This is a genomic window from Pedobacter sp. UC225_61 (genome assembly GCF_044452285.1).
GTDB lineage: Bacteria > Bacteroidota > Bacteroidia > Sphingobacteriales > Sphingobacteriaceae > Pedobacter.
Window position 1 is genome coordinate 3,016,368 of sequence record NZ_JBIOAL010000001.1, and the last position, 25,300, is coordinate 3,041,667.

At 32.5% G+C, this 25,300-nt stretch carries 22 protein-coding genes; 8 read left to right on the forward strand and 14 right to left on the reverse strand.

Annotation, left to right across the window (positions count from 1 at the left end):
- Positions 1–12: 12 nt before the first annotated feature.
- On the reverse strand, positions 13–576 hold the full coding sequence (locus ACHMWN_RS13735) for a YqgE/AlgH family protein (protein WP_397302095.1): 564 nt from the start codon (positions 574–576) through the stop codon (positions 13–15).
- 129 nt (positions 577–705) lie between these two features.
- Here ACHMWN_RS13735 and pdxH point away from each other — a divergent pair, with 129 nt between their 5' ends.
- Positions 706–1,356, forward strand: coding sequence for a pyridoxamine 5'-phosphate oxidase (pdxH, locus tag ACHMWN_RS13740; protein ID WP_397302097.1), 651 nt, complete (start codon positions 706–708; stop codon positions 1,354–1,356).
- A 54-nt stretch (positions 1,357–1,410) separates the two neighbouring features.
- On the opposite strand, the gene ACHMWN_RS13745 is transcribed toward pdxH, so the two are convergent.
- From ACHMWN_RS13745 to ACHMWN_RS13760, 4 genes are read right to left on the reverse strand one after another with little or no spacing between them, the layout of a single operon-like run.
- Positions 1,411–2,901: a RagB/SusD family nutrient uptake outer membrane protein gene (locus ACHMWN_RS13745; RefSeq protein ID WP_397302099.1), complete on the reverse strand. Its 1,491-nt coding sequence runs from the start codon at positions 2,899–2,901 to the stop codon at positions 1,411–1,413.
- An 11-nt stretch (positions 2,902–2,912) separates the two neighbouring features.
- Positions 2,913–4,511 carry a SusC/RagA family TonB-linked outer membrane protein gene (locus tag ACHMWN_RS13750; protein ID WP_397302101.1) on the reverse strand — a complete coding sequence of 533 codons (1,599 nt, stop codon included), beginning with the start codon at positions 4,509–4,511 and terminating at the stop codon, positions 2,913–2,915.
- Entirely contained in the window at positions 4,471–6,063 is a 1,593-nt protein-coding gene (locus ACHMWN_RS13755; protein WP_397302104.1) for a TonB-dependent receptor plug domain-containing protein, read from the reverse strand. The genes ACHMWN_RS13750 and ACHMWN_RS13755 overlap by 41 nt, the downstream gene beginning before the upstream one ends.
- A gap of 23 nt (positions 6,064–6,086) precedes the next feature.
- Positions 6,087–6,413 carry a hypothetical protein gene (locus ACHMWN_RS13760; RefSeq protein WP_397302107.1) on the reverse strand — a complete coding sequence of 109 codons (327 nt, stop codon included), beginning with the start codon at positions 6,411–6,413 and terminating at the stop codon, positions 6,087–6,089.
- Positions 6,414–6,788: 375 nt separating this feature from the next.
- Here ACHMWN_RS13760 and ACHMWN_RS13765 point away from each other — a divergent pair, with 375 nt between their 5' ends.
- The 3 genes from ACHMWN_RS13765 (at position 6,789) to ACHMWN_RS13775 (ending at position 10,354) form a co-directional block, all read left to right on the forward strand.
- The gene (locus ACHMWN_RS13765; RefSeq protein ID WP_397302110.1) at positions 6,789–7,676 is read left to right on the forward strand and encodes a 3-hydroxybutyryl-CoA dehydrogenase; all 888 of its coding nucleotides are present in this window, start codon (positions 6,789–6,791) and stop codon (positions 7,674–7,676) included.
- Positions 7,677–7,747: 71 nt separating this feature from the next.
- A complete protein-coding gene (gene ruvB / locus ACHMWN_RS13770) occupies positions 7,748–8,770 on the forward strand; it encodes a Holliday junction branch migration DNA helicase RuvB (RefSeq protein WP_397302112.1) in 1,023 nt (340 codons plus the stop codon).
- A 75-nt stretch (positions 8,771–8,845) separates the two neighbouring features.
- Complete coding sequence (locus ACHMWN_RS13775) at positions 8,846–10,354, forward strand: GNAT family N-acetyltransferase (RefSeq protein WP_397302115.1); 1,509 nt, start codon at positions 8,846–8,848, stop codon at positions 10,352–10,354.
- A 17-nt stretch (positions 10,355–10,371) separates the two neighbouring features.
- Here ACHMWN_RS13775 and ACHMWN_RS13780 read toward each other — a convergent pair whose 3' ends face one another.
- Entirely contained in the window at positions 10,372–10,593 is a 222-nt protein-coding gene (locus ACHMWN_RS13780) for a hypothetical protein (protein ID WP_397302118.1), read from the reverse strand.
- A gap of 80 nt (positions 10,594–10,673) precedes the next feature.
- Here ACHMWN_RS13780 and queG point away from each other — a divergent pair, with 80 nt between their 5' ends.
- Together queG and ACHMWN_RS13790 are read left to right on the forward strand one after the other, a co-directional pair.
- Positions 10,674–11,609 (forward strand): tRNA epoxyqueuosine(34) reductase QueG, encoded by a 936-nt coding sequence (gene queG / locus ACHMWN_RS13785; RefSeq protein WP_397302121.1) that lies wholly within the window; start codon positions 10,674–10,676, stop codon positions 11,607–11,609.
- Between the two features lies 1 nt (position 11,610).
- Entirely contained in the window at positions 11,611–12,462 is an 852-nt protein-coding gene (locus ACHMWN_RS13790; protein WP_397302122.1) for a hypothetical protein, read from the forward strand.
- Between the two features lie 180 nt (positions 12,463–12,642).
- On the opposite strand, the gene ACHMWN_RS13795 is transcribed toward ACHMWN_RS13790, so the two are convergent.
- Both ACHMWN_RS13795 and ACHMWN_RS13800 read right to left on the reverse strand, forming a co-directional pair.
- Positions 12,643–14,502: a M1 family metallopeptidase gene (locus ACHMWN_RS13795; protein WP_397302125.1), complete on the reverse strand. Its 1,860-nt coding sequence runs from the start codon at positions 14,500–14,502 to the stop codon at positions 12,643–12,645.
- Positions 14,503–14,525: 23 nt separating this feature from the next.
- Entirely contained in the window at positions 14,526–15,473 is a 948-nt protein-coding gene (locus tag ACHMWN_RS13800) for an exonuclease domain-containing protein (RefSeq protein WP_397302127.1), read from the reverse strand.
- Positions 15,474–15,638: 165 nt separating this feature from the next.
- Between ACHMWN_RS13800 and ACHMWN_RS13805 the strand changes: the two genes are divergently transcribed.
- Both ACHMWN_RS13805 and ACHMWN_RS13810 read left to right on the forward strand, forming a co-directional pair.
- Complete coding sequence (locus ACHMWN_RS13805) at positions 15,639–17,612, forward strand: transglutaminase domain-containing protein (protein ID WP_397302128.1); 1,974 nt, start codon at positions 15,639–15,641, stop codon at positions 17,610–17,612.
- Complete coding sequence (locus ACHMWN_RS13810) at positions 17,612–19,516, forward strand: DUF3857 domain-containing protein (RefSeq protein ID WP_397302130.1); 1,905 nt, start codon at positions 17,612–17,614, stop codon at positions 19,514–19,516. Before ACHMWN_RS13805 ends, ACHMWN_RS13810 begins: the two co-directional genes overlap by 1 nt.
- Positions 19,517–19,695: 179 nt before the next feature.
- Here the strand turns inward: ACHMWN_RS13810 and ACHMWN_RS13815 are convergent, their stop codons facing one another.
- The 6 genes from ACHMWN_RS13815 to ACHMWN_RS13840 form a co-directional block, all read right to left on the reverse strand.
- The gene (locus ACHMWN_RS13815) at positions 19,696–20,307 is read right to left on the reverse strand and encodes a thioredoxin family protein (RefSeq protein ID WP_397302133.1); all 612 of its coding nucleotides are present in this window, start codon (positions 20,305–20,307) and stop codon (positions 19,696–19,698) included.
- A 5-nt stretch (positions 20,308–20,312) separates the two neighbouring features.
- The gene (locus ACHMWN_RS13820) at positions 20,313–20,798 is read right to left on the reverse strand and encodes a TlpA disulfide reductase family protein (RefSeq protein ID WP_397302136.1); all 486 of its coding nucleotides are present in this window, start codon (positions 20,796–20,798) and stop codon (positions 20,313–20,315) included.
- 10 nt (positions 20,799–20,808) lie between these two features.
- Positions 20,809–21,363, reverse strand: coding sequence for a redoxin domain-containing protein (locus ACHMWN_RS13825; RefSeq protein ID WP_397302139.1), 555 nt, complete (start codon positions 21,361–21,363; stop codon positions 20,809–20,811).
- A gap of 4 nt (positions 21,364–21,367) precedes the next feature.
- Positions 21,368–21,868 carry a C40 family peptidase gene (locus ACHMWN_RS13830; RefSeq protein ID WP_397302141.1) on the reverse strand — a complete coding sequence of 167 codons (501 nt, stop codon included), beginning with the start codon at positions 21,866–21,868 and terminating at the stop codon, positions 21,368–21,370.
- A 2-nt stretch (positions 21,869–21,870) separates the two neighbouring features.
- Entirely contained in the window at positions 21,871–24,447 is a 2,577-nt protein-coding gene (mutS, locus tag ACHMWN_RS13835) for a DNA mismatch repair protein MutS (RefSeq protein WP_397303599.1), read from the reverse strand.
- A 275-nt stretch (positions 24,448–24,722) separates the two neighbouring features.
- On the reverse strand, positions 24,723–25,298 hold the full coding sequence (locus tag ACHMWN_RS13840; protein WP_397302144.1) for a 2'-5' RNA ligase family protein: 576 nt from the start codon (positions 25,296–25,298) through the stop codon (positions 24,723–24,725).
- Positions 25,299–25,300: the final 2 nt, after the last annotated feature.

Sequence of the window (25,300 nt, forward strand, 5' to 3'; positions counted from 1 at the left end):
AAGCTATAGTACTTAATTCAAACTCGGATCACTTGGAAAATTGCTTACATGAGCATATTTTGGACCAAGATTAACAATTACTTCTCTCCACAATTGTTCTTCGTTATTTGAAAATACAATATCTGGGTGGTATTTATCTGACACTATCCAAGTATTTGATTGAATTTCTTCTTCTAATTGTTCTTCAGACCAACCTGAATAGCCGAGAAAAAATTTCACATCCTTTTCAGAAATACTATTATTATTTACCAATATTTTAAGCGTTTCAAAATTCCCTCCCCAATAAATTCCACTGGCAATTTCTTCACCACTATTTAATTTATCATAACAACGATGAATAAAATGAACAGTATCAACTTCAACTGGTCCACCTATAAAAACTGGATAGTCTGCTTGTCCTAAATCAGGCACTAAATCTTTTAATACTAAACTACTGGGCTGATTTAAAATAAAGCCAAGTGTCCCTTCTTCTCCATGTTCAGCCATTAGTATAACCGATCGTTTAAAATTTGGGTCATTTAAAAACGGTTCAGAAATCAATAATTTTCCTGCAGAAGGGACAACTTTACTTAACATGTGCGAAATTTAAGAAACCATCGTCATTTTACCAATGAAAAAATGATATGGAATATGATAGTTATCATTAAATGGCAAAAATAAATTACTAGGTTAAAAATTGAAAGAACTAAAGCCTATTTTTGTGGTATGGAGATTACTAAAGAAATATTAGAAAATTTAAGACAAGATTATCGTTCTGAACAATTGAACGACAACGACATCAGTAAAAATCCGATTAAACAATTCGAAAAATGGTTTTCAGAAGCCATAACTGCCGAAATATTTGAACCAAATGCCATGACTTTGGCAACTGCTGATAAATCTGGAAAACCAAATGCACGCATTGTTCTATTAAAAGGATTTGATGAAAATGGATTTAGCTTTTATACCAATTATTTAAGTACAAAAGGCAAAGAATTAAAGAAAAATCCACAAGCCTGTTTAGTTTTCTTTTGGGCAGAATTAGAACGTCAAGTCCGTATAGAAGGAAAAGTTGAAAAATTAAGTAAAGAAGCTTCAGAAAAGTATTTCCATTCTCGTCCAAAAGGAAGTCAAATTGGTGCAATAGTTTCTCCACAGAGTCAAATTATAACAGATAGAAAACTATTAGAAGCTAAGGTTGAAGAATTAACAACCACTTATCAAGATAAAACAATACCTAAACCAGCACATTGGGGTGGATATATTGTTAAACCAACATCTATAGAATTTTGGCAAGGTAGAACAAGTCGTTTACATGATCGAATTAAATACGATTTGATTAATGGCAAATGGCAAACTAATCGTTTAGCTCCTTAAAACAAAAAACCCGCTTTATGCGGGTTTTTTGTTGAGTGTTAATTTATAAGTTAATTACAATTCATTTTGAATCATAATGTCGGCTCCTGTAGCATTGATTTCATTTCTTGGAATAAGGAACTGCCATCTTTTATCTCCAGCTGGAACACTAAGAACATTACCAGTAAGTGTTGCTGTATGCCCTCCAGTTAACGTTCTCTCTAATGGAACATTTAAGCGCTTCAAATCTAAGAAACGACGACCTTCACCCCAAAGCTCCAATCTTCTATTTAATAAAATCTCATCAATTAACGCACTACCAGTTTTAACTGAAAGTGTATAACTAGCATCTCTAGCACTAACCAAATTAAATAAAGTAGTTCTTGCTCCAGGCTCATCATTATTTCTTGCTTGAGCTTCAGCTTTAATCAAGTACATTTCCGCAGATCTCATGTAGACTAAGCCTCCAGCTCCAAAGTTTAAACCAGCAGCTCTGAACTTTTTAGATTGATATTTTGCTGTAGTAAATGTTGGTAATACTAAAGGAGCATACTCTGTATTTGTAGAAGCGAAATTTTTCAATCTCACATCAGTTGCAGGAAATGCATTATATAAATCAGCATTTATTTTCTTAGGATTTTGTCTAATGTTAGTAGAACTTAAATCCAAAGACATGTATGCGAAGAATGAACCGAAATAGTTATCCACCTGTTCTTCAATTGTAGTGCTTCCCCAAATCCACTCTGAATTTGATGTGTTATTAAAACCGGCTTGATAATCTGCTTGACTCATTAATGGATAACCAACCATGGCGTCAGTAGCTAAGGTTGCAGCTTCTGCCCATTTGCCGGTTGTTAAAGCAACTCTTGCTTGCAATGCTTTTATCACATTAATATTTATCTCATCTTTATACTTTCTTGTATAACCTACTATACCTGTAGCAGCTTGAGCCAAATCGTTATTAATTGAGGCATAAACTTCAGCAACTGTATTTCTAGGTTTTTTAGCAAAATCATTCTTTAAAGATAATACTACTCCTAAATCTGCATTTGTTGCTCCTGGAGAGTAATCATATCTTTTGCCATACAATTGAACTAGCATGTAATGACAAAATGCTCTATAATAATATGCTTCAGCTTTAAGCTGCACAAAATCTGGAGTTGTTTGAGTGATACCATCGATAACCTCATTTGCGTTACGTATAATACGATACAAATAGAAATAATAATAATATAAATCACCACTGGCTACATTTCTAAATTCTGTCCATTTATATGCATTATTATACCAACCATTACCAGCGTTATGCATTACTAGATCTTCACCTAACATATCCATGTTAATGTTTAATGAAGCTAAACCAAAAGTTCCTTGTGCATCATATAAATATAACATTCTGTGGATACCTTGTACAGCACCAGCAGCTCCTTGGTAAGTACTAAATACCGTCCCAGCACTTAATTGTTGAGTTGGTCTGGTTTCAAGGTATTCCTTTTTACAAGATTGTGCTGTAAACAATACCATTAGTATTGCTAAAACAGCTATTTTTTTATTAAAAATTTTCATAATCAATTAAATTAAAAACTTACGTTAGCACCAAATGAAAATATTCTAGAAGGTATGTATGAACTAGAGTTCGTTCCACTGAAAGAAGTAGTTGGATCTAATCCCTTTCTAGGTGTTAAATAAAGTAAATTATCACCTGAAGCAAATACATTAATTCTGCTCAATTTTAGTTTTGAAACATATTTTACTGGAATAGTATAAGCAAGGGTTATATTTCTTAATACCAAGAAATTATTATCTACTAACCATCTTGTACTTGTACCAGCATTTAAATTTGTTGCATCAGTATCGTCTACTCTTGGCACATTGGTGATATCACCTGGTTTTTGCCATCTATTTAATACATCTTGGTGGAATGATTTACCATAACTACTGTTCACAGCCATTAAAGCACTGTAGTTACTATCATAAAATTTACCCCCTAATGAATAACTTAAAATAGAAGATAGTGATAAACTTTTGTAAGTAAACACATTTTTTATACCACCAGAAATATCAGGAATTGCAGAGCCCGAATAATCAAATCTAGCTCTATTGATATCTGTAGTATAAATCGTATTACCTGCAGTACTAGCATCATCAAGATAGATAGATGAACCAGTCTGTGGATCTACACCTACCCATTGTCTCAACCAAAATTGATAAATAGATTGGCCTACTTTGTATTGTTTTGTACCACTGATAATAGTTGGAGTTTCAGTCGGCATTTTGGTAATTTCGTTTTTGAAAACAGATCCATTCAAGGTAAAGTCCCATGTAAAATCTTTCACTTTCACAGGTGTTACTGTTAAATCAAACTCAATACCTTTGTTGTACATAGTTCCTATATTTCTAGTAATAGATGTAGTACCAGCATTAGCAGGAAGTGGAACGTTGAAAATCAAATTACTTGATGCTCTTTTATAAGCCTCAACACTACCTCTTAATCTATTTTTAAACAAACTGAACTCTAAAGCAATATCTGCTGTTTTATTTGTTTCCCAACTTAATGCAGGGTTAGCAGCAGCTGCTAGATAATAAGCAGGTACAGTATTATTTGGTTTAATATTGTATAAACTCTGCCATCCGTAATATGCACTTCCATCAGAACCTGTTTCACCATAAGATGCTCTTAATTTTAACTGATCAATCCAGTTAATACTTTTCATGAAAGACTCTTCATTAATTAACCAAGCAGCACCTGCTGACCAAAAATTACCCCATCTTTTATCACTAGCAAATTTAGATGAAGCGTCTCTTCTCAATGTAGCAGAAATAAAATATTTTTGATCTAAGTTATATTTAACCTCTCCAAAAACACTTTCCATTTTATAGGTATCTTGATAAGAAGTTAAACCGCCAATTGTAGTGAAATTATCTAATTCATTAATACCTAATGCAATGATCCCTGTTTTGTTACCACTTAATACGCGAGAATTCAAATAATAGTTCTCGTGACCTAACAATGCAGAAAAATTATGTCTTTCAGCCAACGTTTTTTTATAGTTTAACAATTGAGTTAAAGTTAACGTAGTTGCATTATAAGCAGTTTTTGATTGCGATCCAGATGGAGCAGCATCACCTATAATATTATTTTGATAATTGTAAGACTTCTCTAGTATTGTGATCATAAGCTAAATTAACCCTAAAGTTAAAGTCTTTTAAGAAATCTACCTGAGCGTAAGTTCTAGCAGAAATCAAATGACGTTCTTGATCAGTAATGTTATATAAAGTTTCAGCTAAAACGTGTCTACCAGATGAACCACCTGCTGGACGATTAGGAAAAGTAATGCCATATTTAGTACCTAACGCACCGCTATCGTATACTTTTTCACCAGTAATTGGATCTAATACATAAGCTCCAGTTGTAGGATTATGTGCATACTGTGGATAAATTGGGCCCATACCTGTTACAAAATTGAACGGGTTAGCATAAGCTGTACCAGCATCATCAGCAGATCCATTATTTTGATAATCTGAGAAAGTATAAGATAAATTCATTCCAGTACTTAAGAAAGTAGTTGGCTTACTATTTAAATTCAATCTTGTGTTATAACGTTTAAGTCCAGTATTAACTAATGACCCCTCTTCTTTTAAATAAGCGGCAGAAAACAAATAATCAGATTTTTCTGTAGCATTACTAATCGAAGTAGAAATCTCTTGTCTAACACCAGTTCTCATTAAGCCTTTCCACCAATCTAAATCATCAGGATACAATAATTGTGCATTTGGATTTAGGGCACCAGTTGTTGGAGATACCAATTGATTATTAGGTACATTGTAAGCATTATAACCTAAAGTAGTAATAATGTTATTTGCTGCATCAATACCAGATTGAGCAAAAGTTTTTGTTCCTGCAAAGTAAGCACCATTTCTAACGGCTTCCCAAACTATTGGATAATATTGATCTACAGTTACTCTATCATAATTTTCGATACCTCTTGAAGTCAAACCAGTAGTGTATTTAACATTAACAGATGGTGCACCTGCTTTGCCTTTTTTAGTAGTAATAAAAACTACACCGTTCGCTGCTCTTGAACCATATAAAGCAGTAGACGATGCATCTTTAGCTATAGTAATTGATTCGATATCATCTTGGTTTAAGTTATTAATTGCGTAATCATAAGGTGCTCCATCAACTACATATAATGGATCATTTGAACTATTAATTGAACCAAAACCTCTAATTCTAATAGATGGAGCTGAACCTGGTTGTCCATTTCCACCTGCTAAAGTAACACCTGAGGCAACACCTTGTAAAGCATTAATTACGTTAGCAACAGGTCTATCAGCAATATCTTTTGCTCCTATTTGTACAGAAGCTCCAACAAAGTCCTTCCTTTTACTAGTACCGTAAGCTGTAGTTATGATAACTTCAGATAAATTTTTCGTGTCTGAAGTTAATGAAACCGTTATACTTTCTTTGTTAGTAATATTTACGCTATTTGAAGCGTACCCTAAATAACTAAATTCTAATGTAGTAGCACTAGTTGGTACATTGATTAAAAATTCTCCTTTGTCATTTGTTAAAGTACCAGCATTGGTGTTTTTCACTTTAACAGACACGCCAAGTAGTTTCATGCCTGTTTCTTGGTCAGTTACAGTACCACGCACAGTTCGTGTTTGCGCATACAATTTTGCTGAAAAGCAAAAAAGTAGCATTATAAATAATACTTTTTTCATTAATTTTTTTTTAAGAGTAATAATTAAAGAGTTGCGTGGAATAAAACTCTAACAGAGTACAATCTTTTTACGCCAGATGGACTAGTGAGTGTGTAAGTTACTGGGGCAATTGCTCCAACTGCTCCAGCAGCTAAACTTGGTGTCCCAAAAGAAACAGCTGTACCTGAAGCTGGACTTATAGTATAACCATTACCCACAAGTTCAAATGTCGGACTCAACATCAATGGAGTAGATTGCGTTTTAAAAGTTTTTGACATTGTAATCGTAATCTGGCTTGTACCCTCTACTGCTACAGTCGTTAAACTTGTAGGGACAGTTACAGATTTAATACTCACTGACTCAGCAAGCATTTCTTTTTCTTTTGAACATGAATTCAGAATAATTGCAGTTGAAAAGAAAAAAAGTACTAATAGTAATTTTTGTTTCATTTAAGTTAAATTAGTTAAATAATCGGTTAATTATCTGTTATAACTTGCAATGTAAGATGTTTGTAACAATCTTACAACTGAATTGCAACATTTTATTTACAAACAAATGCAATGATTTAATTGTTATAACACATTTTGTTAATTTTTAAGCTTTTAAATCGTTTTAATTCACTAAATAAAGTTTTCAACATTTAACATCAAATATTTATTCACGAACTAATAATAATTTAATATCTAGTTCATTTTAACTTTTGTTTATCTTTCTTATTCCTAGATTTGTTTCATTAAAATAAAGAAATGAAAAACATAACAGTAATAGGTTCTGGAACTATGGGAAATGGAATTGCGCATGCATTTGCTCAGTTTGGCTATCAAGTGAATCTAGTTGACATAAACATTGATGCTCTTGGAAGAGCAATCGCCACAATCACTAAAAATTTAGAACGTCAGATTACAAAAGGGACATTAACTGAAGAAGCTAAAAACTTAACTTTAGCTAACATTACTACAATTACGAATTTACAAGTTGGTATAGAAAATGCTGATTTAATTGTAGAAGCCGCTACTGAAAACATTGAGTTGAAACTTAAAATATTTAAAGATATAGATCAATTCGCTAAACCAGAAGCTATTTTAGCAAGTAACACCTCTTCTATTTCCATTACTCAAATTGCTTCAGTTACCAATCGTGGTGATAAAGTAATAGGTATGCATTTTATGAATCCAGTTCCGGTAATGAAATTGGTTGAAGTAATTAGAGGTTATGCTACAAGCAATGAAACTACAAATTTGGTAATGGAGCTTTCTAAAAAGTTAGATAAAACTCCTGTTGAAGTAAATGATTATCCAGGTTTTGTAGCCAATAGAATTTTGATGCCAATGATAAATGAAGCTATTTATACGTTGTATGAAGGCGTAGCTGGCGTAAATGAAATCGATACTGTAATGAAATTAGGTATGGCTCATCCTATGGGTCCGTTACAATTGGCAGATTTTATTGGATTAGATGTTTGTTTAGCTATATTAAATGTTTTACATCAAGGTTTTGGTAATCCTAAATATGCACCATGCCCATTATTAGTAAATATGGTAATGGCAGGCAAAAAGGGAGTAAAATCTGGCGAAGGTTTTTATGATTATAGTAATGGTGTTAAAGAAGCTAAAGTTGCAGCTAAGTTTAACTAATTTAGTTGATAGTTCATGGCCAATTAACTATAGGCTATGGACTATTGGCTACTAACCATTATCTTTACCAAATGAACGAAAATCTTGATCCTTCTTCAGATAACTTATCTCCAATTGAACGTGATATTGAAAAAGTATTACGTCCACAAGAATTTGAAGATTTTACAGGACAAGAGAAAATTCTAGAAAACCTTAAAATTTTCGTTAAAGCAGCCAAATTACGTGGAGAAGCTTTAGATCATGTGTTATTACATGGTCCCCCGGGATTAGGAAAAACAACCCTTTCTTACATCATTGCAAATGAAATGGGTGTTAATATCAAAGTAACATCTGGCCCAGTTTTGGATAAACCTGGTGATTTAGCAGGACTATTAACCAATCTTGAAACAGGAGATATTCTTTTTATTGATGAGATTCATCGTTTATCGCCTTTGGTTGAGGAATATTTATACTCTGCAATGGAAGATTTCAAGATTGATATTATGCTTGAAAGTGGTCCAAATGCTCGTTCAGTGCAAATCAGTTTAAATCCATTTACGTTAGTTGGCGCTACTACTCGTTCAGGCCTGTTAACAGCACCCTTAAGAGCACGGTTTGGAATAAACTCTCGCCTAGCCTATTATGATGCTAAAATATTAACTACTATTGTTTTACGTTCATCTGAGATTCTAAAAACTCCAATTACAGACGAAGGTGCTTACGAAATTGCTCGCCGTAGCCGTGGTACACCTCGTATTGCAAATGCGCTTTTGCGTAGAACGAGAGATTTCGCTCAAATAAAAGGTACGGGAAACATTGATACAGAAATTGCTCGCTACGCTTTAACCGCTCTAAATGTCGATGAACATGGTTTAGACGAAATGGATAATAAAATTCTATTAGCCATTATCGATAAATTTAAAGGTGGCCCAGTGGGATTAAAAACCATTGCAACCGCCGTAGGTGAAGATGATGGAACAATTGAAGAAGTTTATGAACCTTTTTTAATCCAAGAAGGCTATTTAATGCGCACCGCCCGTGGTCGTGAAGTAACCGAAGCAGCTTACAAACATTTAAATAGAATCAAATTAGGACAAACTGGTAAACTTTTTTAGTCTTATTGCTGTTCTTAATATATAATATTTTCTAACATAGGTAGAACTTTTCTTTTCTGCCTTTTACCGTATTTTATGAATATAGAAATAAGAAAACTCACGATAGAGGATTACAAAGATTTACGCGAATCAATGGTGCAAGCTTACGATACAAGTGGAAATGGAATTTGGAGTAAAGCTAACATTCAAAATTTGTTAAATATTTTTCCAGAGGGGCAACAATGTATAGCAGTAGATGATAAAGTAGTTGCTTGCTCTCTCTCTATAATAGTAGATTATGATATTTTTGGAGATAGTCATACATACGAAGATATAACTGGTAAATATACATTCTCTACTCATACAGCGAGTGGTAATGTATTATATGGTATAGAAGTTTTTGTTCACCCAGAATATCGTGGATTGCGTTTGGCCCGAAGGCTATATGAAGCAAGAAAAGAACTGTGTGAAACTTTGAACTTAGAAAGTATTATTGCAGGTGGTAGAATTCCTGGATATCACGAATTTGCAGACAAACTAAGTCCAAGGCAATACATCGATAAGGTTAAGTCAAAAGAAATTTATGATCCAACACTTACTTTCCAAATCTCAAATGATTTTCACGTTCGGAAAGTCTTAAAAAACTATTTACCAGGCGATTTAGAATCAAAAGAGTTTGCGACACTTATAGAATGGAACAATATCTATTATCAGGATAATGTTTCTGCAAGGTCTGCTAAAATAATAAGATTGGGTTTGGTTCAATGGCAAATGCGTTTATTCCCAAATATTGATGCATTTTATGAGCAAGTTAAATTCTTTGTAGATGCAGTAAGTGGTTATAAATCAGATTTCATCATGTTTCCTGAGTTTTTCAATACTCCTTTGTTAGAGCCTTATAATCATTTACCGGAAATGGAAGCTATGAGAAAACTGGCAGAAAGTACAGCTGAAATAGTTAAAAAACTTCAAGAATATGCTGTTTCTTATAATGTAAATATCATTTCTGGAAGCATGCCAATCATAGAAAATGGAAAACTGTATAATGCTACCTATTTATGTCATAGAAATGGATTAACTGAAGATTACAGAAAAATACATATCACTCCTAATGAACAAAAATATTATGGAATGAGTGGTGGTGATAAAATTGGTGTTTTTGATACGGATTGTGGTAAGATTGGAATTTTAATATGTTATGATGTTGAATTTCCAGAGTTGAGTAGAATATATGCAGATCAAGGAATGCAAATTTTATTTGTTCCTTTTTTAACGGATACCCAAAATGGATATACTAGAGTTAGAAGATGTGCGCAAGCTCGGGCTATAGAAAATGAATGTTATGTAGCAATTGCTGGATGTGTAGGTAATTTACCAAAAGTAAATAATATGGATATTCAGTTTGCACAATCAGCTGTTTTTACACCATCAGATTTTGCTTTTCCTACAAATGCTGTAAAAGCTGAAACAACTCCAAATACAGAAATGATGCTAGTTGTTGATGTAGATTTACATTTATTAGATGAATTACATCATTTTGGCACAGTTAAAATATTAAAAGATAGACGTAAAGATTTATATGAAGTTAGGTTGCTTAAAAGCTAAGCAACCTAATCATATTATTAAGCTGATACATTATTTCTAAAAAAGAAGAAATAAATGATAAGTAATATTACTACCACAATTGGTATAATCCACTTCATTGCTTGCCCTGCTCCTTTATTATCTGGCTCATTTACAGTTGGTGCTGGACCCGGATTTTCTTTGTGTGCTTCGTAATTAGTTTCTATTGGAGGGTGCTCTTTATTTGGATCTTCGATATGATTGGGCGTTGTATTTTCCATGACGATAATAATTTAGTTTCGTATAATAACAAATAAGGCATTAAAAGGTTTTTAAGCCAAAAGTCTATCTTTGTAATTCCATGTATAACAATTCTGCAAAATATAGTCAAATGATTAAAGCTGAAGCATTAAGGCTAGGTTTTATGGCATGCGGAATTGCTAAAGCAGAGTTTTTAGAAGAAGAAGCACCACGTTTAGAAACATGGTTAAGAAATAATTATCATGGCGAAATGGCTTACATGGAAAATCATTTCGATAAACGGCTAAATCCAACATTATTAGTCGATGATGCAAAGTCTGTAGTTTCGCTAACTTTAAACTACTTCACTGAAGATAAACAGTTAGATAGTAGTGCTCCAAAGATTTCGAAATATGCTTATGGAACTGATTATCATCTAGTAATAAAAGAAAAACTTAAAGAGCTTTTAGCATTTATTAATGATAATATTGGAGAAGTTTCTGGACGATGTTTTGTTGATTCTGCACCAGTAATGGATAAAACTTGGGCGCAAAAATCTGGATTAGGTTGGAGAGGTAAAAACTCAAATTTGATTAGTAAAGAAGCTGGTTCATTTTTCTTTTTAGCAGAACTGATTATCGATTTAGAATTGGAATATGATACTCCATTTGCTGCTGATCATTGTGGCTCTTGCACCCGCTGCATTGATGCTTGCCCTACAGATGCAATCATGGCTCCTTATGTAGTGGATGGCAGTAAATGCATTTCGTATTTAACCATTGAGTTAAAGAATGAAATCCCAAATGAGTTTAGGGGTAAAATGGAAAACTGGGCATTTGGATGTGATATTTGTCAGGATGTTTGTCCTTGGAATCGCTTTGCGACACCACATCAAGAACCAGCTTTTAAACCTGCTCTTGAACTACTAAAACTGAATAAAACTGACCTTATTGAAATGACAGATGAAGTTTTTAAACAAGTATTTAAAGGATCTGCAGTTAAAAGAACAAAATTTAATGGTTTAAAACGAAATATTGATTTTTTACGACTAATTTAATATGAAACAGCTATTTATTTTCCTCTTAGTCTCTGTTTTCTTTCAAAATGCAACTGCACAAGAATTAAGATTAAAAACCCGAAAAGCTGATGCATTAACAGGTAGTGAATTCGGAAAATCTATTGCGGATAGTTCATTAGCACTAAGCGATAGAGAAGAGATTATCTATAAAGAAATTAAAGGCGGTAATATTCCTGATTTTTTAAGACAATTGAAAAAAGTAAGTTATACTTCAAAAATAAATAATCAAGATTATTTGATAGAGTTTTATTCCTTACCAGATTATATGGCAATTGGCAGTGATGAAGATTATATATATATGCCAATGACACCAATTTTAGCTCAACGTGTTGCGAATTTGCTCAAATGTACATTGCCAACCAAAAAAATGGTCGATTTAATTTATCAAAATGCAAGTATTAAATTAGAACCACAACCTATTTCACCTACTAAAGCAATGACAACTGTTCCGATATTCATAACCCATAATGAATTAGTTAAAATGCAGTTGAAACCTTATTTAGTTCAGCATAAAAACACCGAATTAACAGCTGGTAATAAAAAAGATGTTGTAATCAGCAATAAGATTTATACAGAGAAAACTCCAAAAGTTGTTATTTATGGCTGGCATAAATTAGATGGAAAAGCCATACAACCACTATATAATAAACACACAAATACTTGGGCAGATTATAGTCATGGCATTCGATTAATTCAAAACAAAGTATTTATGAATGGTAAAAAAACTACGATTGCCAAAGTTTTAGCAGATCCAATTTTAAATCTATTATTAAGTGATGAAGGTGCGATTGAAAAAGCATATTACCCGATTACAGACTATAATATTTATTAGATTGCTAATTTACTCGTCATCCCAATTAAAATCAGGAATTGTAAGTCAATAAAACCTGATTGTGCATTAGTTCACACTACCTCATTACAATTTCCAGTCAAGTTGGGAATGATGGTCTACTTGTATAATAACTGTAGCAAAAAGCCCGACTAGTATTAATCGGGCTTTTTATTTGATTTTCTAATTCTTTAGAATAAATGTATTATCACTCCTATTTTTATCCGGAACATGGTCGCTTTTCATCACTACTTTACTAATTTGTTTATTGGTTTTAACGGGTGATATAAAAGTTTTATTCTCTTTTTCCCAAACACCAATGGTGTGATGTATTTTTTCAGTTGAGTTATCGCTATAAGTAATTGTTAAATCCACTGGTAAGGGCTTATTACTTTTATTTTCAATCTCAATATCATATCCAACATCTGTTTTAGTTATTGACTTAATTGCCATATCAGTTACTCCTTCTTCAAAAAACCAACGTTTCCAAAACCAATCCATATTTTTTCCAGCACCAGTATTCATACTGTAAAAGAAATCGTAAGGCATTGGATGTTTACCATTCCACTGAGTGATGTAATTATGTAAAGCCTTGGTAAACAATTCATCACCTAAATAATCCTTAACAAAAAGATAACCAAAACCTGGCTTAGGATAAGAATTAGTAAATGAACCAGAGCCTTTTAATTCTGTAGTTAATGTTACAATTGGACTATCATCTTTTGTACCAGAAGAACTTCCAGTAGGTCCAACGCCATAATCATCTACTATTGTACTATCTATCATTGGTGAAATTAACCACTCACCTATTGTTGCCCAACCTTCATCCATCCAACCGTATTTAGTTTCGTTTATACCCATATAAAATGGAAACATGGTATGAAAAATCTCATGATCGGTTAGCGTAATCGCATCAAATTTATTTTGAGTTGGATTATCATTTACCATCATTGGATACTCCATTTGATCTAAGCCATCAAAAACAGTTTCATGACTGTAGGGAAAAGGCCATTTTGGAAATACATAACTCATTGCATGAACTGTTTTACGAGCAAAATCAATTACTTCATAATAGTCTTTATGTTTTTGATTAAAAACGGCATCAACTCTAGTTCTTCTACCTGTTTTTGGATCTACAACCAAACTATTAGATTTCCATAAATAATGGTTACTAGTTGCAAATGCAAAATCGACTACATTTTTAGCTTCAAATTTGAATGTGTTGAAAGGTTTCTGAGCAGTTACTTTATTTTGTGCTAATTCACTACTATCTATTACATCAACTGTTTCATCACTTTTATTGGCCAATTGGTATTTTTTGTAAACGTTTTTTGAAAATACTTCAGCACCATTTGATAAATCACCTGTTGCCCAAACTGCATAGTTTATGGGTACAGTAATAGCGGCTTTAAAATTACAAAAATCATTATAAAACTCTTCAGCACCACTATATGGAATTTTATTCCAACCATCTACATCATCATAAACTGCAATGCGAGGAAAGAAATAGGCTAAAAAATGCGCCCCATCATCTACCTGACCAGTTCTTTGATGCGAACCTTTATTCAGAATGTAACTGTACTCAATTTTAAAATTCATTGTTTTACCAGATGCTAATGCAGGAACTTTGGTATGCATATTTGTTCCATCAATTACTAAAGTTGAGGTATCTTTAGGTAGATTATTTAAAAAAATATTGGTGATTTTAACACCTTCACCTAAATCGCGTTCATTTAGTTTAGATTTTCTAGTAACACCTTTTTTATACAGGTTTGGATACAATTTAAACCAAATTTCTTCCAAAACATCAGGGCTATTATTAGTATACTGAATTTCTACAGTTCCTTTTAATACTCTTGTTTCAGGATTAAAATCAATTTTAAGATTGTAATTAGCAGTATTTTGCCAATATTTTGCTCCTGGCGCTCCACTCACATCACGAGTGCCTTTTTGGTAAGCTTGCTTAAAAACTTGTTCTACTGGAAGTTGAGCCTTTGCATATAAACTCACTAAGAGTAGAATGCTAAATAGTTTTATTTTCATATTAAGTTATAGTATTAAAGAGGCTATTTTCGGAATTTCATTTTTAATTGCTCCAACATATCATTATTAATTGGTGCAGCTGGTTTTTCTTTTTGATGAGGTTTTGTAGTTGGAACGTCAGTTTTAGTAGCTTGGCTTTGCGCTCTGGCTACTTTTTGTTCTTCTTTCTTTTTATTCCATCTCATCCAAATCTCCTCTAATTTCTTCTTTGTATATAAAGGAAAATCACCTTGTTTCATCCATGCATAATAACTTGGTTCTGCATCAAAAACCTGTTCTACTGTTTTACCTTTATGCTTTCCAAAGTTAATCGTCTCCTCTCCTTTTTCATTATACACCATTCTACCAGCAAAATCTACCACTTTATTCATGTTGGTAAAGCTGTGCAATAGATCTACATCGTTTTGTACAGGTTTCGATTTATTTCCTTGTTTATCTTCAAATTCAATATCTTGATATTTATCAAGCTGCGCTAATAAAACCTCATAAGTTGCTTTAATATCAGCCTCTGCTGAATGTGCATTAATTATATCTTTTTCGCAATAAAACTTATAAGCTGCTTTTAGTGTACGTTGTTCCATTTGGTGAAATATATTTTGTACATCAACAAATTTTCGATCACTCATGTCGAAATCAACACCAACTCTTAAAAATTCTTCTAACAACATAGGTATATCAAATTTATTAGAATTGTAACCAGCTAAATCTGAATCACCAATAAATGCTGCAATCTCTTTTGCAACAGCACCAAATGTAGGCTCGTTTTTAATATCCTCATCATAAATACCATGTATTAATGAAGTAACTAACGGAATTGACATTTCCGGATTAATCCGCTTTGTTAAAATCACTTCCGATCCATCAGGCATCGCCTTTAATATGGCAATTTCTACAATTCGATCAACACCAATGTTTATTCCTGTGGCTTCTAAATCGAAAAAGGCTAAAGGACGTTTTAAATTTAATTTCATTTTATTTAGTATATACTGAGGTATTATTTTGAGCTATATTTTTCTTTTTCAAAAATGCTAAAAAGGTTTGGTTAGTTCTGTACTATTCAGCTAAAATTTTAGTTGAGAATTATTTCATATTGTTAACTAGGAAAATTAAATTGCTATAAATTAACTGACCTCTTTATGAAAAAAATTTTAGCTGTAGCTTGCTTTTATTTTATACTCTTATCTACTCATGCTCAGAACTTTAACTTTGGAGCAATTACATATGATGATTATGAGTTTAACAAAAAAACTTTAGATAGTAATGCAAATGCCGTGGTTTTAAAAGAATTTGGAACTGCAACCTTACAAATTGACGATGCTACAGGAAGGCTTATGTTGATGTTTGAATATCATGTAAAAATTAAAATTTACAATAAAGAAGGATTTAGTCAGGCCAATATTGTTATTCCTACATATAAAGATGACACAAGAGAAGAGTCAGTTAAAAACCTAAAAGCCTCTACTTTTAACTATGTTGATGGTAAATTTGTAGAGACTATTATGGATAGAAAAGCAGTATTTACAGAAAATAGATCTAAATACACTTCATTAACCAAATTCACTTTACCAAATATTAAGGATGGTTCTATTATAGAATATAGTTACTTATTACAATCTCCAAACTATTTTAATTTTAAAACATGGGAATTTCAATCAGATATTCCTAAAGTATCTAGCGAATATGTAGCGTACATACCTGGTAACTTTAATTACAATGTTACACTACGTGGATTTAATAAGTTAAGTGATCAAAAAGCTGAACTGAGCAGAGAGTGTTTACGATTAAACGGAGTAGCCATCGATTGCTCTAAAATGACTTATATTATGAAAAATGTACCTGCTTTTTTAGAAGAAGACTACATGACAGCAGCCAGTAATTTTAAGTCGGCAATTTATTTTGAGCTTTCAGATATGCAAATGACCAATGGAAGCAAACAAAGTTTTACTAAAGCATGGAAAGATGTTGATTACGAATTAACTTCTGACAAGAACTTTGGTTCGCACATGAAACGTAAAGATGTTTTTAAGGATTTAATGCCAGCGATTTTAAAAAACACTACTGACGATTTAAGCAAAGCCAAAGCGATTTATGACTATATCAAGAAACAAATAAAATGGAATAATTACTATGGAAAATATAGTGAAGAGAATATTAAAACTGTTCTTGAGAGTAGATCGGGCAATGCTGCAGGAATAAATTTAAGTTTAATTGCAGCACTTTCTGCAGCAGATTTAGATGCTGAAGCTGTTATTATCTCTACACGAGATAATGGAAACGTGAACAAATTATTTCCTATTATAAGTGATTTTAATTATGTGGTTGCTAAAGTTAATATTGGAGAAAAAAGTTATTTATTAGATGCTACAGAGCCTTTATTACCCTTCGGATTATTGCCTTTACGTTGTATAAATGATCAAGGTAGGGTAATTAATCTTAAAAAACCATCGTATTGGATAGATTTAAAAGCAGCTCAGAAAAGTGTTACAAATTATTCACTAACTGGGAAATTAAATCCAGACGGTAAAATTACTGGCACTATTACAACTACTACTCTAGGCTACGCAGCTTTTAATAAACGGAAAGACATTAAAAAATATAATTCTACCGATGAATATGTAGAGAAATTAGATGAGGGATTAGCAAAATTAAGTATCTTAAAACAAGAAATCTTAAATATTGATAGTGTAGATAAACCGCTCATAGAAACCTATGAAGTTGAATTTGCAGCTCACGATGGTTCAAGTAAAAATCAACTTTATATTAATCCTTTCTTTATTAATCGTATTTCTAAAAACCCCTTTAATTTAAATGAAAGAACGTATCCTGTTGATTTAGGTGCTGCATCTGATGAACGAATTTCAATAACCATAAGTTTGCCAGGAAATTACACCGTACAAGAAAAGCCACAGGACATGGGTTTAGCTTTACCAGCAACGGGTGGTCGTTATTTATTACAAACTACATTAACAGATAATAATTTGATATTAAACCAAGTTTTGCAATTTAACAAAGCCATTTACGCTCCAGAAGAATATCTTTACCTTAAAGAGTTTTATAGCAAAATCATCCAAAATCAAAAAGCAGATTTATTAGTAAAAAAGACTGATTAATGAAATTTACATCCTTATTTTTAATATCGTTCCTGAGTTTTTTTATAGGGTATGCTCAAGATAATTATGATGCTGAATTAATACCTGCTACACTTAGAAATAGAGCAAATGCAACCATCAGAAATGAAGAAACTGTTGTAGATATGCGTGTGCCAGATAATGTAGTTTATTCTGTTAAGCAAGCCATTACTGTTTTAAATAAAAATGGCGAGAATAGTGCTCGTCTAGTTCTATTTTACGACAAAAATACTTCTATCAAAAGCATTAAAGGCGAAATTTATAACGAAGTTGGTAAACTAAGTGGTAAATTTTCCCAAAACGATTTTAAAGATGAAAGTGCTGTACAAGATTTCTCTTTGTTTGAAGATAGTCGTGTAAAACATTACCTACCTTCTGTAAACACTTATCCATATACCATAGTTTATACATATGAAATGCGTTATAAGCAAAATTTGATTATTCCAGATTGGACACCAAAACCTGCAAACGATGTTTCTGTAGAGAAAAGCAGTTATACTTTTATTTGTAAGCCAACTGATCAATTTCGCATTAAAACTCAAAATTTAGCTAACAATGCTATAGAAACAGTAACTGAGAAACAAAAAAGTTTACTATGGACTGTAAATAATCTGGTAGGTGTAAAACCTGAACCTTATAGTCCTGATAGAGAAAACTATCAAACTAGTGTTAAAATTGCACCTCAAAACTTTAATTATTTCAATTACAAAGGCAATTACACGAATTGGCAGGAATTGGGAAAATGGGAATATGATAACTTATTAAAAAATCGAAAAAATATATCGCTTGCAACTATTCAAACCATAACAGACTTAGTTAAAAACGAAACTAACGATAAGGAAAAAGCAAGAAAAATATATCAATATCTACAAAATAAAACTCGATACATTAGTGTTCAAATAGGAATTGGCGGTTTTCAACCTGTTACCGCTGCAGATGTAGACCGATTGGGTTATGGCGATTGTAAAGCATTGGTTAACTATATGCAAAGCCTGTTAGATGTGGCTGGCATTGAATCATATTATTGTATTGTACAAGCTGGTAGTCAGAAAAAGAGTTTAGACCCCACCTATGCAAGCATGAATCAAGGAAACCATGTTATTTTATGCATGCCACTTAAAGGCGATACAACTTGGTTAGAATGTACTAGTCAGAAAATTCCTTTCGGTTTTTTAAGTGATTTTACAGATGATAGGTATGTGTTAGCATGCACAGCAGATGGAGGTAAATTATTGCGTACACCAAAATTAATTACATCAAAAAATCTTCAAGTCGGTAAAGCAGATTTAAGTATAGATAAGGATGGAAATGTAACTGGAAATTTAAAGACAATATTTTCTGGTGCGCAATATGATAATCACGAAGAAATTGTTGACAAACCTTTAACAGAACAACTAAAATTATTAAAAGAGGTCTACGACATTGATAATATCAATTTCGATAAAATTGAATACAGTCAAAAGAAAAATATTGAACCAGAACTCACAGAAAATTTAACTCTAAATATTAGAAATTACGCATCAATAAATAGTGGAAAAATGTTTCTTTTGTTGAACGCCTTTAATATTAGAGCAACTATACCTGATTCTAAAAACCGAACATTACCTGTTTATATAAACCGTGGATATACTGATATAGACACAATCACTTACACTCTACCAGAAAATGTAATTCCCCTTATCGAACCGAGTGATAAAAACATTTCTAGTGAGTTTGGTTCGTACATTTCAAGAACTACTTTAGAGGGTAATAAGTTAATATATTATCGGAAATTTATAATGAATGATGGTACTTTTCCAGCAGAAAGCTATGCAACATTCTTTAAATTTATAACCGATGTTAATACTGGTGATCACATAAAACTAGTATTTAACTTAAAAAAATAATACCCAGACCGATACCAATAACCATAATTAAATACATTAGAATTTCTGTCGTAGCAAAACGCTTGTATTTAGTCCAAAAAGAATAATCATGCTTAGGAGTAGCCATAAAAAACTTCAGATTTATTTCAGAACAAAAATAGTTATTTAATTAAGAAGGGTAAGAAATACCTTTAAATCAACTATTCAGCACTTTCTTTTTTCCATTTTATGCTACAACCAATTGCTTTTGTATAAGTTACAGTCGGCTTTTTGCCTTGCAGTAATAAGTTAACTGCATTTTGCACATAGCTTTCTTTTTGTAGATTGACCTCTTCTTGATCATTATCAATTGCCCCAATATAAGCTACCTCATTTCCTTTAGCGGTTTTTTGCAATACAAATACATGTGGAGTTTTATTAGCACCGTATTTTTTAGTGTAAACATGATTTGGATCTTCTAAATAAGCAAAGCTGAATTTCTTTTGCGTAGCTCGTTCTTGCATTTTAGAATAGCTATCCCCGGGTGATGCAACAGGATCATTTGTGTTAATCGCAATAACAGGATATCCCTTTGGAGCATATTCTTTATTTAATGCCTCAACCCTACTTTGATAAGCCTGGGCAACCGGACAAGTGTTACAGGTAAATACAACAATGTATCCCTTGGCACCTTTATAATTAGCTAAAGAAACATTCTTACCATCTACGTTCTTTAAATTAAAATCTGTAGCAACATCACCAACTTGATAACCATTTTGCGCCTTTGCCATAATGCCTAGCATCATTAAACATGCAAATAAAATCTTTTTCATTTTTTTTAAGGTTTATAATCTCCGTGAACCATATTTTTTACTAAATCTTCTAATTCTGTACCGGTAAATTCTTTCTCGAAAAATGTTCGTCTATTATTTATTACAATCAAAGTAGCTGGTAAAGCACCCGACCATTTTTTATCTACATTGTCTATAAATGCTTGCTGGTTGGGCTCATTAATTACATAAACTTCTGATTTCAATTTATGTTTTTTAACAAATGGAATAACATTAGATTTTACTTTAGATTTAAAATCCATACTAACCAAAATCACTTTTATAGGTTTTTTGAAATATTCGGTCTTTAAATTCTCAAAATATGGCAATTCCTCAACGCATGGCCCACACCAAGTTGCCCAAAAGTTTAGTACATAGGTTGTATCTTTTCCTTTGGAAAATCTTTTATCTAGCTCTTTTAATGATACTAATTTAACTTGAGCGTTTACTGCAAAAGTTAATGTTAGCAAAAATAAAATCAGCAAATATTTCATTAGGCTAGGTTTATTTAGTCAACAATTTGTTAACCTCTTGTTCTACAAATTTATTTTTAGGAACTAATTTTTGATTTTGCTCATCATCAATTCTTCCAATGTATTTAATTAAAAATCCATTTGATTTTTTCTGCAGTACAACAGCTGTTGGTGTTTCTTTTATACCCAATAACCAAGTATATTTAAAATTATCATCCGATAGATATGGAAATGTAAACTGTTTATTAATTGCCAATTTCTTCATTTCAGGCATCGCATCTAGCGGATATTTAATCGGATCATCACCATAAGGACCGATTGCTACCACAGGAAAACCTTTAACTTTATATTTCTTATCTAAAGCCATAATTCTAGGCTCATAGGCTATACAATGATCGCAGGTTGGCGTCATAAAAATTAAGATAAAACCTTTCACAGCTTTTTGAGCCTTTAAATCGTACACATTCCCCTTGGTACTTAATAAAGCCAAATTAGGTAATACCTCACCAATTTTTAACGTTTTTTGGGCATATACAGCCGATGTTAAACCAATTACTAAACAAAGAGAGCTAATTATTTTACGCATATTATTATTTTAAGGTTCCTGTTTTTACAATTGCATTCTGATAAACAGGCATATTCAGATCATCAACCACAACACCTCTTGTAGTAGAAGCATGTACAAAAAAATTACTATTCAAATAAACGCCAACATGATCAACTTCATTGCCTCCAAAAGAGAAAAAGATAAGATCACCTTCTTCTAAGTTATCTTTGCTTTTCTTTTTTATAGCCTCAGCTTGATCTTTTGATCGCCTTGGCAAAGTATGCCCATAAATATTCTTTTCTAATAGCAAAGCAAAACCTGAGCAATCTATTCCACTTTTATCCATTCCGCCTAAGCGATATTTAACCCCTGTCCAATCGGTAATAAAACGATATAAATCTTTACTTTTTAATGCAGCCATTGCATCTGCTGCTTTCGCTGCTTTTTCACTAGGCTTAACTGCATATTTTCTAGTACCACATGATGATAAAATCAACACTAAGACTAAAATAAAGCTATAGAGTTTAAAATTGTAGCTTTTCATACCTATGTTTTAATTAACCGTTGTATTTCATCCAATTTTAGTAAAGCTTCAACTGGCGTTAACAAATTTACGTCTAGGTTATTTAAGGTATCCCGTATTTTTACTAACACTGGGTCATCAATTGCAAACATCTGCAACTGATATGCTTGATTTTGCACCTTCTTAATGCTATCCTTAATACTTTGCCCTTCAGTTCTATCGATCTCTAAGCGTTTTAATATTTCGTTAGCACGATTAATTAATTTCGACGGCATTCCAGCCATTTTAGCTACATGGATACCAAAACTATGTTCGCTACCGCCTGGCACTAATTTACGTAAGAAGATTACTTTATTATTCAACTCTTTAATCGTTACATTAAAGTTTTTAATGCGGCTCATGGTATTCTCCAACTCATTCAATTCATGATAATGCGTCGCAAACAAAGTTTTTGGTCGTGCAGTTGGATGTTCGTGCAAAAATTCTGCAATTGCCCATGCTATAGAAATTCCATCGTAAGTACTCGTACCACGACCAATTTCATCCAGCAAAATCAAACTTCTATCCGATATGTTATTTAAAATACTAGCCGTTTCATTCATTTCTACCATGAATGTACTCTCGCCACTAGATAAATTATCTGATGCCCCAACTCTAGTAAATATTTTATCGATTATGCCAATATGAGCTGCTTTTGCGGGGACAAATGAGCCCATTTGTGCCATTAAAACAATTAAAGCCGTTTGTCTCAAAATAGCAGACTTACCGGACATATTTGGACCAGTAATGATAATTATTTGTTGACTGTCATTGTCTAAAAAGACATCGTTGGTAATGTATTCATCGCCTGTTGGCAACTGTTTTTCTATTACTGGATGGCGACCTCCTTTTATATCTAATTCCTTCTTATTGTTTAAGATAGGTTTAGCGTAGTGATTTTTAATTGCCAATTGCGCAAAACAAAGCAGCACATCTAATTGTGCGATTAAATACGCATTTAACTGAATAGGTTTAATATAATGCGAAACCTGGTACATCAATTCGTTGTACAAACGCACTTCAATAGTTTGAATTTTCTCTTCTGCGCCTAAAATCTGCTCTTCATATTCTTTTAATTCAGGGGTAATATATCGCTCTGCATTTACCAACGTTTGTTTACGTATCCAACTTTCTGGCACTTTATCTTTGTGTGTATGCGTAACCTCTAAATAATAGCCAAAAACGTTATTAAAAGATATTTTTAAGGATGGAATTCCAGTAGCAGCTGCTTCTCTTTTCTGTATTTCGACTAAATATTCTTTTCCGCCAAAGGCGATTTTGCGTAAACGATCTAGCTCTTCATCTATCCCATCGGCAATTACATTTCCTTTAATTAGCAAAGCTGGAGGATCTTGATTGAGCTCTCTTTCTAACTTTTCTTTAATGCTTAAACAAGGGTTTAACTGCGAAGCTAATACGGTCAAAAATGGATTTTCAGTTTGTTCAGCTAGCTTTTTAACATCTTCTATATGAGATAAAGCTCTCTTTAATTGCACCAATTCTCTCGGTCCAGCTTTTTGTAAACCAACTTTAGAAATTAATCTTTCTAAATCTCCAATAGGTTTAATGTGTGTTAAAAATTCTTGCAAAAGCTCGTCATGATGCACTAAATATTCCACCATTCCCAATCGCTCTTGAATAGGTTTTAGTTCTTTAAGTGGCATAATAATCCACTTATGCAACATCCTAGCGCCCATTGGCGTACAGGTTTCGTCTAACACATCAAATAAAGTTACGCCGTTATCGTTAGCTGTACTTACCAATTCTAAATTGCGAATGGTAAAACGATCTAGCCACATGTAACGTTCTTCTTCCAATCGAGAAATTGAGCTAATATGTTGCAAGTTCCGATGCTCGGTTTCGCCCAAATAGTATAAAACTACTCCTGCTGCTACAATACCCGCTTGTAATTTATCAACACCAAAACCTTTTAACGAGTTAACTTCAAAATGTTTAGTTAGTGTTTCGCTAGCATAATCTGTAGTAAAAGCCCAATCGTCTAGATGAAATGTATAAAATTTATCGCCAAATAGGTTTAAAAATTCCTGCCGTTTACTTTTCTGGAAAACAACTTCGGTCGGTCGAAAACCTTGCAAAAGTTTATCAATATATTCTGCATTGCCTTGAGCAACTAAAAATTCTCCAGTAGATATATCGCAAAAAGAAACACCAATATTTTGTTTATCGAAGAAAACAGCAGCAAGGTAATTGTTAGCTTTCTGGCTTAAGATATTGTCGTTATAAGCAATACCAGGAGTAACTAATTCTGTTACACCACGCTTAACGATGGTTTTAGTAGTTTTTGGGTCTTCAAGCTGATCGCAAATAGCTACACGTTGCCCTGCCCTAACCAGTTTAGATAAATAATTTTCTAATGAATGATGAGGGAAACCAGCCAACTCTAAAGCTCCATTTGGTCCGGTACCGCGTTTAGTTAAAACAATGCCTAAAATTTGAGCCGTTTTTACTGCGTCTTCGCCAAATGTTTCGTAAAAATCTCCAACTCTAAATAACAATAATGCCCCAGGATATTTCGCCTTAATGGTATTGTATTGTTGCATTAATGGTGTTACGGTTTCTTTTACTTTGGCCAAAATCTTTATCAATTACTAAGGTGTAAATATAGCATCTTGAGGCTTAGTGTTGAAGTTTTTGTGGAGAAATTATTGAATTGTTAAGAGGTAAAAAATAATTATTGGTTAATCATCTAGAAAAGAAAATTCTCAAATTTTATTAAAATTCAGTCCTGCTATCCACTTTAGTCAGTTTCACTCCATGTTCGTTACTATCAGGTTTAGATGTGAAAAGCTTGGTCAACTATTAAAGTTCATGACGTTTAAAAAAGACTTTGTTGTGCATTTGGTTTTGGTGGAATATTTAAAAATGGAAAGTCTTCAGAATAAATTCCATATTGTTTTTTTACTGGATCAAATTTCCTCAACACAAGACTTTCACATTTAAAATCCAATTTTACTTCAGCAAACATTTTTAAAGCAATGTCAACATTTTCTTTGCTCAATTTTCTTCCAATAGAAATATGCGGATCTTTACTTTTATACGTATCTTTAATGTTAGTATTCTTTTGAATTCTAATCATCAATTCAGTTAAAGGAACTCTAGTTGCTTCATCAGGTTTTAAAAACACGGCTCCATTTGAGTAATTACTAACTCTATCAAAACTTAAACGAAAAGAATTTTCATAATTAGCAACTTCCTTTAAAAGCGTTATAATCTCATCAAGTTCATCCTTATCAGCAGTAAATTCTAAAATAGTAAGATGTGCTTTAGAATTTCTACTATTATACCAACCAATTTTCGAATGTAATTCATCTTTAAATTTATCCACCACTGCAATTCCATTTTTATCTGGCATTATTACAATTGAATATTTTAATTTTTCAGAAAGAGACATAA

What these genes read in the sequence shown, in the direction of transcription:
- ACHMWN_RS13805 (WP_397302128.1), top strand. Translation starts at nt 15,639, where the DNA reads ATGAAAAAAATTTTAGCTGTAGCTTGCTTTTATTTTATACTCTTATCT.
- ACHMWN_RS13815 (WP_397302133.1), bottom strand. Translation starts at nt 20,307, where the DNA reads ATGAAAAAGATTTTATTTGCATGTTTAATGATGCTAGGCATTATGGCA.
- ACHMWN_RS13820 (WP_397302136.1), bottom strand. Translation starts at nt 20,798, where the DNA reads ATGAAATATTTGCTGATTTTATTTTTGCTAACATTAACTTTTGCAGTA.
- ACHMWN_RS13750 (WP_397302101.1), bottom strand. Translation starts at nt 4,511, where the DNA reads ATGATCACAATACTAGAGAAGTCTTACAATTATCAAAATAATATTATA.
- mutS (WP_397303599.1), bottom strand. Translation starts at nt 24,447, where the DNA reads ATGCAACAATACAATACCATTAAGGCGAAATATCCTGGGGCATTATTG.
- ACHMWN_RS13735 (WP_397302095.1), bottom strand. Translation starts at nt 576, where the DNA reads ATGTTAAGTAAAGTTGTCCCTTCTGCAGGAAAATTATTGATTTCTGAA.
- ACHMWN_RS13790 (WP_397302122.1), top strand. Translation starts at nt 11,611, where the DNA reads ATGAAACAGCTATTTATTTTCCTCTTAGTCTCTGTTTTCTTTCAAAAT.
- ACHMWN_RS13755 (WP_397302104.1), bottom strand. Translation starts at nt 6,063, where the DNA reads ATGAAAAAAGTATTATTTATAATGCTACTTTTTTGCTTTTCAGCAAAA.
- ACHMWN_RS13810 (WP_397302130.1), top strand. Translation starts at nt 17,612, where the DNA reads ATGAAATTTACATCCTTATTTTTAATATCGTTCCTGAGTTTTTTTATA.
- ACHMWN_RS13825 (WP_397302139.1), bottom strand. Translation starts at nt 21,363, where the DNA reads ATGCGTAAAATAATTAGCTCTCTTTGTTTAGTAATTGGTTTAACATCG.
- ACHMWN_RS13840 (WP_397302144.1), bottom strand. Translation starts at nt 25,298, where the DNA reads ATGTCTCTTTCTGAAAAATTAAAATATTCAATTGTAATAATGCCAGAT.
- ruvB (WP_397302112.1), top strand. Translation starts at nt 7,748, where the DNA reads ATGAACGAAAATCTTGATCCTTCTTCAGATAACTTATCTCCAATTGAA.
- ACHMWN_RS13780 (WP_397302118.1), bottom strand. Translation starts at nt 10,593, where the DNA reads ATGGAAAATACAACGCCCAATCATATCGAAGATCCAAATAAAGAGCAC.
- ACHMWN_RS13745 (WP_397302099.1), bottom strand. Translation starts at nt 2,901, where the DNA reads ATGAAAATTTTTAATAAAAAAATAGCTGTTTTAGCAATACTAATGGTA.
- ACHMWN_RS13760 (WP_397302107.1), bottom strand. Translation starts at nt 6,413, where the DNA reads ATGCTTGCTGAGTCAGTGAGTATTAAATCTGTAACTGTCCCTACAAGT.
- ACHMWN_RS13830 (WP_397302141.1), bottom strand. Translation starts at nt 21,868, where the DNA reads ATGAAAAGCTACAATTTTAAACTCTATAGCTTTATTTTAGTCTTAGTG.
- ACHMWN_RS13800 (WP_397302127.1), bottom strand. Translation starts at nt 15,473, where the DNA reads ATGAAATTAAATTTAAAACGTCCTTTAGCCTTTTTCGATTTAGAAGCC.
- queG (WP_397302121.1), top strand. Translation starts at nt 10,674, where the DNA reads ATGTATAACAATTCTGCAAAATATAGTCAAATGATTAAAGCTGAAGCA.
- ACHMWN_RS13795 (WP_397302125.1), bottom strand. Translation starts at nt 14,502, where the DNA reads ATGAAAATAAAACTATTTAGCATTCTACTCTTAGTGAGTTTATATGCA.
- ACHMWN_RS13775 (WP_397302115.1), top strand. Translation starts at nt 8,846, where the DNA reads ATGAATATAGAAATAAGAAAACTCACGATAGAGGATTACAAAGATTTA.
- ACHMWN_RS13765 (WP_397302110.1), top strand. Translation starts at nt 6,789, where the DNA reads ATGAAAAACATAACAGTAATAGGTTCTGGAACTATGGGAAATGGAATT.
- pdxH (WP_397302097.1), top strand. Translation starts at nt 706, where the DNA reads ATGGAGATTACTAAAGAAATATTAGAAAATTTAAGACAAGATTATCGT.